The sequence below is a fragment of the Candidatus Methylomirabilis sp. genome (assembly GCA_036000645.1).
Classification (GTDB): Bacteria; Methylomirabilota; Methylomirabilia; order Methylomirabilales; family JACPAU01; genus JACPAU01.
On record DASYVA010000233.1, the window covers coordinates 1 to 7,990 of the forward strand.

The 7,990-nt window shown below is 70.4% G+C and carries 12 protein-coding genes; 7 read left to right on the forward strand and 5 right to left on the reverse strand.

All coding sequences use genetic code 11. The features are described from left to right. The 7 genes from VGT06_13660 to VGT06_13690 all read left to right on the forward strand — a co-directional run. Window positions 1-419 (forward strand): L-histidine N(alpha)-methyltransferase (locus VGT06_13660; protein HEV8664168.1); only part of this gene is annotated, 419 nt, incomplete at its 5' end. Then, on the forward strand, window positions 416-796 hold the full coding sequence (locus VGT06_13665) for a hypothetical protein (GenBank protein HEV8664169.1): 381 nt from the start codon (window positions 416-418) through the stop codon (window positions 794-796). The genes VGT06_13660 and VGT06_13665, both read left to right, overlap by 4 nt. 181 nt (window positions 797-977) lie before the next feature. Then, window positions 978-2,234: a branched-chain amino acid ABC transporter substrate-binding protein gene (locus VGT06_13670; GenBank protein ID HEV8664170.1), complete on the forward strand. Its 1,257-nt coding sequence runs from the start codon at window positions 978-980 to the stop codon at window positions 2,232-2,234. A 71-nt stretch (window positions 2,235-2,305) separates the two neighbouring features. Further along, window positions 2,306-3,229 (forward strand): branched-chain amino acid ABC transporter permease, encoded by a 924-nt coding sequence (locus tag VGT06_13675; protein ID HEV8664171.1) that lies wholly within the window; start codon window positions 2,306-2,308, stop codon window positions 3,227-3,229. 35 nt (window positions 3,230-3,264) lie between these two features. Then, window positions 3,265-4,428 carry a branched-chain amino acid ABC transporter permease gene (locus VGT06_13680; protein ID HEV8664172.1) on the forward strand — a complete coding sequence of 388 codons (1,164 nt, stop codon included), beginning with the start codon at window positions 3,265-3,267 and terminating at the stop codon, window positions 4,426-4,428. Further along, the gene (locus tag VGT06_13685) at window positions 4,425-5,234 is read left to right on the forward strand and encodes an ATP-binding cassette domain-containing protein (GenBank protein ID HEV8664173.1); all 810 of its coding nucleotides are present in this window, start codon (window positions 4,425-4,427) and stop codon (window positions 5,232-5,234) included. Before VGT06_13680 ends, VGT06_13685 begins: the two co-directional genes overlap by 4 nt. A gap of 37 nt (window positions 5,235-5,271) precedes the next feature. Then, window positions 5,272-5,946: an ABC transporter ATP-binding protein gene (locus tag VGT06_13690; GenBank protein HEV8664174.1), complete on the forward strand. Its 675-nt coding sequence runs from the start codon at window positions 5,272-5,274 to the stop codon at window positions 5,944-5,946. 87 nt (window positions 5,947-6,033) lie between these two features. Here VGT06_13690 and VGT06_13695 read toward each other — a convergent pair whose 3' ends face one another. The 5 genes from VGT06_13695 to VGT06_13715 form a co-directional block, all read right to left on the reverse strand. Next, window positions 6,034-6,174: a hypothetical protein gene (locus tag VGT06_13695; GenBank protein ID HEV8664175.1), complete on the reverse strand. Its 141-nt coding sequence runs from the start codon at window positions 6,172-6,174 to the stop codon at window positions 6,034-6,036. 78 nt (window positions 6,175-6,252) lie between these two features. Then, entirely contained in the window at window positions 6,253-6,588 is a 336-nt protein-coding gene (locus VGT06_13700; GenBank protein HEV8664176.1) for a PilZ domain-containing protein, read from the reverse strand. A 9-nt stretch (window positions 6,589-6,597) separates the two neighbouring features. Then, complete coding sequence (locus tag VGT06_13705; GenBank protein ID HEV8664177.1) at window positions 6,598-7,125, reverse strand: hypothetical protein; 528 nt, start codon at window positions 7,123-7,125, stop codon at window positions 6,598-6,600. A 20-nt stretch (window positions 7,126-7,145) separates the two neighbouring features. Next, window positions 7,146-7,412: a hypothetical protein gene (locus VGT06_13710; GenBank protein HEV8664178.1), complete on the reverse strand. Its 267-nt coding sequence runs from the start codon at window positions 7,410-7,412 to the stop codon at window positions 7,146-7,148. Continuing rightward, on the reverse strand, window positions 7,413-7,619 hold the full coding sequence (locus VGT06_13715) for a hypothetical protein (GenBank protein HEV8664179.1): 207 nt from the start codon (window positions 7,617-7,619) through the stop codon (window positions 7,413-7,415). Window positions 7,620-7,990 lie beyond the last annotated feature (371 nt).

Genomic DNA, 7,990 nt, shown 5'->3' on the forward strand with positions numbered 1-7,990 from the left:
GAGCCTACGACGACTCCTCCGGCGTTACTGCCCGATTCAACCGGAATATCCTTGCCCGCATTAACCGCGAGCTGGGCGGTCGCTTCGACCTCGGGGCATTCCACCACCGAGCAGTCTACAACGACCGGATCGGCCGGATAGAGATGTACCTGGTCAGCGCTCGCGCGCAGTGGATTTCGGTCGACCGCTTGAGTCTCGAGGTTCCATTCGCGGCTGGTGAGACGATCCACACGGAAAACTCTTACAAGTACTCTGTCGCCGAGATCGAAGCCCTGGCCGGCGCTGCAGGGTTGCGCATTGCGCACCAGTGGCTCGATGCTGAGCGCCGTTTCAGTCTGAACCTTCTTGCTCTCGCCGATGGCCGGGACGCTGGCCATCGCGGCCGGGGGAGCCATCCTGGTCCGGTGAGGGAGCCGTGACGCCGGCCGAGATCGTGCGAGCGCTCGACGCGTGGGACCGTCGGCTGAAGCGGATGCGCCTCCGGAGCCTGCAGGTCCCCGAGGGGGAAGCGGGACGCCTGCGCCCGGCCTTGGGGGAGGTGGCTGCGGCCTTCGAGGCGGCCCGCAGGCGTTGGGAGGCGGGGCGGGTCCTCACCCTCGGGCCGCCCGCCGGGCTCCTCGAGGAGATGGACGCGGCGCTCCAGGCCGCGGCCGCCGCCTACGCGAGGCACCGGGCGACCTTCGCTGCGCTCGGCCTGGTGGAGGAGACGGGGGGAGCTGGGGAGGAACCGCCGGGGCGCCCCGCGGACCGCGGCCGGCCCGGCGCACCCCCGCGGGGCGCGGGCCCCGGGACCTAGCCCGTCGTCCTGTGCCGCCGAAAGTCCTCGGACGCGGGCCGAAGCCGTGCGGGGTGGCGCGCACCCCCGCGTTGCCCTGCACGGGGGGTGTGGGCTATCATGTGCCGCTTCCCCGCCCCCGCGCGCGGTGATCGGCAGGCGAGTGCTGACCATTCCACGCACCAACGAGGAGGGCCGCATCATGGAAGAGCGCGACTCGAGGCTCCGGAGAGAAGGACTGTTCTCACGGGACGTCAGCCGGCGAACGCTGCTCCAGATCGGGGCGTCCGCCGGGCTCGGGCTGCTCGCGCTGGACGGCCTCCGGCGGTCCGCGTGGGCCCAGGCGAAGAAGGTCGTGAAGCTCTCGTTCATCGGGCCGCTCACGGGCGGGACCGCCTCGAACGGGCTGGGCGGACGCAATTCGTTCCTCCTGGCGGTGGCCGAGCGCAATGCCGATCCCCGGAGCAAGTACCGCTACGAGACGATCGTGCTCGACGACGAGTGCAAGCCCACGGTCGCGGTGCAGGCGGCGCTCAGGGCCGGGTCCGACCCGGAGGTCATCGCCTCGGTCTCCCATTACTGCAGCGTCGTGGCCATCGCCACGGTGGACACCTTCCACAAGCTGGGCCTGCCGTCCATGGTCTGGGGGGCGGTGCTCCCGGACATCACCTACAGCCATGAGTACGTGGAAGTGACCCGCGTCAACGGCACCATGATCAATCAGAACCACATCGCGGCCGAGTTCGCCGTCAAGAAGGTCGGCTTCAAGACCTTCTCGATCCTCCACGACACCACGGACTACGGGCGCGGCCACGCCAAGTACTTCACGGAGGGGCTGGAGCGGGTCGGCGGAAGGGTCCTCTCCACGACCGGCACGGCCAAGGACCAGAAGGACTACACCGCGGAGCTGACGAAGATCAAGGCCGAGAAGCCCGAGGTGATCTACTACGGCGGGCTGACGCCCGATGGGGTCCGGGTGAAGGTCCAGATGGACAAGCTGGGGGTCAAGGCCCAGCTCCAGGGGACCTCCGGGATCAAATCGGACACCTTCATCGAGACGGCCGGCCCGAGCGCGGAGGGCGTCTACTGCTTCGTCGAGGGCGCGCCCACCGAGAAGCTCCCGGGCGGCAAGAAGTTCCTGGAGGCCTACGCGAAGATGGGCTTCCAGGAGCCCTCGGAGGCCTACGGCCCCTTCGCCTACGTGGCGACCCACCTCATGATTGACGCCATCGAGGAAGTGGGGCCGGACCGTGCCAAGGTTGCCCAGAAGCTGAAGCGCGCGAAGAACCCCGACACCATCATCGGCCCGGTCGCGTTCGACGCGCACGGCCAGAACACCGTTCCCCTGATCACCACCCACGTCGTCCAGGATGCCAAATGGGTGGTCTGGGAGGATTCGGAGTACGCGGCGGGCAAGCGCGAGCTGCCGGGGCTCCGGTTCAGGCGCGAGCGGGCATAGGGGCGCCGGAGCCGGGCAAGCCCTCGAGACCTTCCGCGGGCGCCGCCCGGGCCCGAACCGGGGGAACGGGGATGCCACCAATTGAGGTGATCCTCCAGCAGGCCTTCAACGGGCTGATGCTGGGCGTCATGTACGCCCTCATCGCCGTCGGGTTCACCCTCTTCTTCGGGGTGCTGGACGTCATCCACTTCTCCCATGGGGACATCTTCACCCTCGGGGCCTTCGCCGGTCTCAGCCTGACCTATCTCTGGGCGACGGTCGGACTCGGCAGCCCGGCCGTCGCCCTCCCCCTCACGTTCCTGGGCGCCATGCTCCTCACCGGCCTCCTGGGGGTCCTGGCCGAGCGGACGTGCGTGAGACCGCTCGCCAAAGCGCCGCCCCTCATGACGCTCCTGGCCACCCTCTCCCTCGGCCTCGTCATCCGCGAGGCGATCCTCATCTTCTATCCTCGCGGGGCGGACCCCAAATTGTTCCCTTCCATGCTCCCCGGGGGGATGTTCGAGGTCGGCGGGGTCGTCATTCGACACGAGAACCTGGCCATCCTGGCCATCGCGGGGCTCGCGATGGTGCTGGTGGACCGGCTGATCAAACGGACGCGGCTGGGGGCCAGCATCCGCGCCGTCGCCCAGGACGCCGAGGCCGCGCAGATGATGGGCGTGGACCTGGACCGGACCGTGGATCTCACGTTCTTCCTCGGCTCGGCCCTCGCCGCGGTGGCGGGCATCCTGCACGGCCTCTACTACAGCGAGATCCACTTCATCATGGGGATCATGGGGGGGGTCATCGGGTTCTCGGCGGCGGCCGTGGGAGGCCTGGGCAACGTGTACGGGGCGATCCTGGGCGGCCTCCTGTTCGGCGTCCTGCAGACGCTCGCCGCCGCCTTCATCCCCCGCGGCTCCGAGTTCCGGGACGTGGTGGCCTTCGCCGTGGTCATGGTCTTCCTCGTGTTCAAGCCGACCGGGATCCTGGGGGAGAAGACCGTCGAGCGGGTCTGAGCCGCGAAGGACCCGCGGAGGAGCACGCAGGTCCGGTGATCGCCGTCTGGGCCGTCGAGCTCTGCCTCTTCACCCTGGTCGTGGCCCTGCTGGTGGCCGAGCGGCCGCTCGCGGTGGGCGTCACGGGGGCCGCCCTGGTGGCCCTGGCGGCCGCCGCCCGCGCCCCGCGGCTCCGGCGCTGGATGAGCGCGGCCTTCCAAGAGCACCGTGCCGCCGCCTTCGCCGGTGGAGCGGTGCTGGCGCTCGCGCTCCCCTTCTTCCTCCGGGCGAGCCCCTACTGGACCTTCGTCGCGACCATGGCGCTCCTGTACGTGACCATCGGGCAGGGGCTGAACCTCCAGATCGGCACGGCGGGAGTCATCAACCTGGCCGGGGCGGCCTTCGCGGGCCTCGGGGGGTACACGGTCGGCCTCCTGACCGTGCGGCTGGGGCTCCCGCCGTGGCTCGCCCTCCTCGCCGGCCCCCTGATCGCCGTGCTGGTTGGCGCGCTCCTCTTCATCCCCATCCTGAAGGTCCGGGGGCACTACCTCGCCCTGGTCACCATCGCCTTCGGGTTCATCTTCAACATCCTCATGAACAACCTGGAGTTCACGGGCGGCCCCCAGGGCATCAAGAACATCCCGACGCTCCGACCGTTCGGGTACGCGTTCACCACCTCGCCCTCCCTCTTCGGGATGACGCTGCCCTACCACGCCAACTTCTACTACGGGGCCCTGGCCATGGCGGCGCTCGTGACGTGGCTCGCCTGGCGCCTCTACAACTCCTGGATCGGGCTGACGCTGAATACCCTCCGCGACGACGAGATCGCCGCGAAGTGCAGCGGCGTCTCGGTGGCGCGCTACAAGCTGCTCGGCTTCTCGGTCGGGAATGCCTTCATCGGGCTCGGGGGGGCGTTCTACGCGGTGATGGTGGGGTTCGTGTCCCCTCCCGACTTCGACTTCGGCTACTCGCTGGTCATGGTCTCGATCATCATCCTGGGGGGCCTGGATTCCGTCCCGGGCATCGTCCTGGGGGCCTGCCTCCTGATCCCGCTTCCCGAGCGCTTCCGCTTCCTCCACGAGTACCGGCTGCTCCTGTACGGCGCGGCGATCGTCCTCATGCTCCTCTTCCGGCCCCGGGGCCTGTGGCCGGCCGCCGTGCGCCGGTACGGCCTCCGGGAGTCGGCGGCGAGCTTTGGAGCGGCGGGAGGGGAGCGGTGAGCCTCTTCGCCACACGCGGCCTCACGGTCCGGTTCGGGGGCCTGACGGCGGTGGACCGGGTGGACCTCCGCGTGGACGAGGGCGAAACCCTCGGGCTCATCGGGCCGAACGGGTCGGGGAAGACCACCCTCTTCAATGCCGTGACCGGCCTGGTCCCGGCAACCGGCGAGGTGCTGTTCCGCGGGGGGGCGCTCAGCGGGCTCGAGCCCCATGCCATCTGCCGGCGCGGGATCGCCCGCACCTTTCAGGTGAGCCGGCTCTGCCTCGAGCTCAGCGTCTTCGACAACGTCCTGATCGGGATGCACCTGCAGGTCCGGAGCGGCCTCTGGGATGGGCTGTTCCGCCGCGGGCGTCTGGTGGCTGAAGTGCGCCGGGCCCTCGGGCAGGCGGCTCACCTGCTCAGCCTGTTTAACCTCCACCTGGTGGACCGGGGCTTCGATCGGGTGGCCGAGCTCCCGCAGATCGATCGCCGTCGGGTCGAAATCTGCCGGGCCCTCGCGGCCCGGCCCCGCCTCCTGCTCCTGGATGAGCCCTCGGCCGGGATGAGCCCCGAGGAGACCGTGGAGCTGATGAAGGACCTCCAGATCGTGCGGGAGGAGATCCCGGGGCTCAGCATCATCATCATCGAGCACGACATGTTCGTCATCGAGGGCGTCAGCCAACGCGTGGTCGCCCTGAACTACGGCCGGAAGATTGCCGAGGGGACGTTCGCCGAGGTCGCCCGGAACGAAGAGGTGCGGGAGGCGTACCTGGGGCGCACGGCGGGCGGGGTGGCCCCGGGCGTGCGGGGGGCGGCGGGTGCTTGAGGTCCAGGGCGTTCACACGCGCTACGGCCAGATCCCCATGCTGCGGAACGTCTCGGTGACCCTCCGCGAGGGGGAGATCGCGTGTCTCCTGGGGTCCAATGGGGGCGGGAAGACGACCCTCATCCGGACGGTCCTGGGCATCGTGCGCCCGGTCGAGGGCGCCGTCCGGTTCCGGGGGGAACGGATCGACGGCTTGAAGACGCACCAGATCGTCCGGCGCGGGATCGGCGTGGTTCCGGAGGGGCGGCGGATCTTCCCGAAGATGACGGTGGAGGAAAACCTGCGGATGGGCGCCTTCTCCGACTGGGGAAGGCGGGAGGTCGCGGAGCGACTGGCACAGACCTTCGAGGAGTTCCCGCGCCTCGGCGAGCGGCGCCGGCAGCTCGCGGGGACCCTGAGCGGCGGGGAGCAGGCGATGCTGGCCATCGGGCGCGCCCTGATGGGGCGCCCCCGGCTCCTCCTGCTCGACGAGCCCTCCCTGGGGCTTTCCCCGCTCCTGGTCGAGCAGATCTTCGAGATGATTCAGGGCATCAACCGGCGGGGCACCACGATCTTCCTGGTGGAGCAGAATGCCCGGAAGACCCTGGCGCTGGCCCACCACGGCTATCTCATCCAGAAGGGGGAGATCATCGGGGCGGGCACGGCGGCGGACCTGGGCGACTCCGAGGTGGTGCGGCACGCCTATCTCACGGCCGAACCCCGGTCGACCTAATACAAACGACAGGATCAAAGCGACAACGTCCGGGTCCTGTCGCCGGCGCCACCCGGACCCTTTGCCAGACGATTTATGTCTTTTGTATTAGATGTAGTGGCCGGTTCCCGCCTGCACCCGGTAGGGCTCGATCGTGATGATCCGCTCGAGGTTGACGAAGGTGGAAACCCCGTCCTCGTCCCGCACCTCCGCCGTCTCCCCGGCGATCCCGACGACGGTCCCGATCACGGCCCAGTTGGCCGCCAGGTGGATGATTCACCTTCTGGCCCACGAAGCGGGTGACCGCGTCCTTCATCGCCCCGCCCCCTACGTCCGGGCCGCCGCCAGCAATCGGGTGACGGCGCGCGAATCCGGCTCGATGAACTCCAGGCCGGTGCGGTAGACGAGCTCCGCCTCCTCCTCCCCCGAGGGCTGCCTCCCGACGATGAAGGACCGGACCGCCCGACACGTGAGGTCCACGGCGGTTTCGGACGCCACGAAGCGGACCCGGTACAGGTACCCGGGCCGCATCATGTGCAGGTGCTCCACCAGGGCCCCCGTGGCGCTCACGTCCACGAGGGCCGTGGCGATCTCGGCCGTCACCGTCGCCTCCACCCGGCCCGGGACCGGAAGCCGCTCTGCCCGCCGCCGCTCCTCCCTCATGCCCCCTCCTCACGTCGTACTGGCCAACTGCCGCGCCTCCTCCTGCAGGACTGCGAGGGCGGCGCCGGCTTCCGGGACTCCGCCTCGCGCCGCCAGCTTCGCCAGGCAGGCGTAGTGGGCCGGGAGCCCGAGAACGATGCCGCCCAGGACGCTTCCCCGGGCTCGGGGGGGCAGGGCTTCCAGGATCCGCCGGATCCGGGGCAGTTCCTCCTGCTCCAGGATGACCGCCCCCTCCACTGCCTCCGACGGGGTGAGGGTGCCGGCGGCGGCCCGGGCCTCCAGGGCCGCCAGCGTCCCCTCCGTCCCGTCGAGGAACTCGGGCGAGCCGGTGTCGGGCGTCCCGCCCGCGCCCTCCATCCGCACCGTGTCCACCGCCAGCCGCAGGATGGCGAAGTGGGCCGCCTCGGCGTTGGACAGCTCCACCCAGAGTCGCGCTGCCTCGGGGTCGGCCCCGAACCGCTCGGCGAAGCGCCGGTACAGGTCGAGGGCCCGCCGCTCGGAGGCGGCGAAACGGTCCAGCAGCGCGGCAAAGCTCATCGATCCCCCCCCCGGTCGACCTATCGGCCCGCGCCGAAGCTCCCGAGCGCGGCCAGGAGGAGCGGCGGCCCGGCCACCGCGGCCACCCAGTAGGCCGTCGCCAGAACCCGCCCTCCCGCCGTCAGGTGGCGGACGGTGCGGCCGGAAACTGTCAGCGGGCGGCTCCAGCCCGCCACGATCCGCCCGTGGATGCTGAAGAGTCCGGCCGCATAGGTCAGGCCCGCCAGCAGCCCGAGGAGGAGGAGCGCCGCACGGCCGAGCAGGGGCTGCGCCAGGCCAGTCTCCACTCAGTGCTCCTCCGGACCGAGCTGGGCCTCGAGCGTGGCCAGCTTCTCGGCCGCCTCCCGTGCCGCATCGAGATGGGGCGTGATCCGCTGCAGGAGGGCGTTCCGGTGCTCCGCGCGCAGGCGGGTGAGCATCTGGACGAGACCGCCCAGGGCCGCCTCGAGCCGGCGCCGGGCGGTCGCGATGGCCTCGCGGGCGGGGGCGGACATGGGTCACTCTCTGATACCACGAGGGCACGGAGGGCGGCAAGGCCGAAAAAAGTCCTTGACAGGGCCGCGCCCCCCCTGGTATGAGAGTGACACACTTTCCCCCCGCACGTGCGCGGGGCGGGAGGAGGTCGAGAGAATGCAACGGCCGCTCGCCACTCTGCTGATTCTCGTAGGCGTAGCCGGGGTCTGCCCTCGGGCGGACTCGGTCGGCGCCTAGGCAGCGGCGCTAGCCGGTTCGGGCCACGGGGGCAGATGCCCCGTGGCCCTTCGTGTTTTTGGAGGGGCCGCGGGATCCGCCGCGGCCCCATTGCTTTTCCCGGGGGACGGGGATCGGGGTCTCGCCCTGGGGTGCCTCGCGTGCGGGCGGCCGT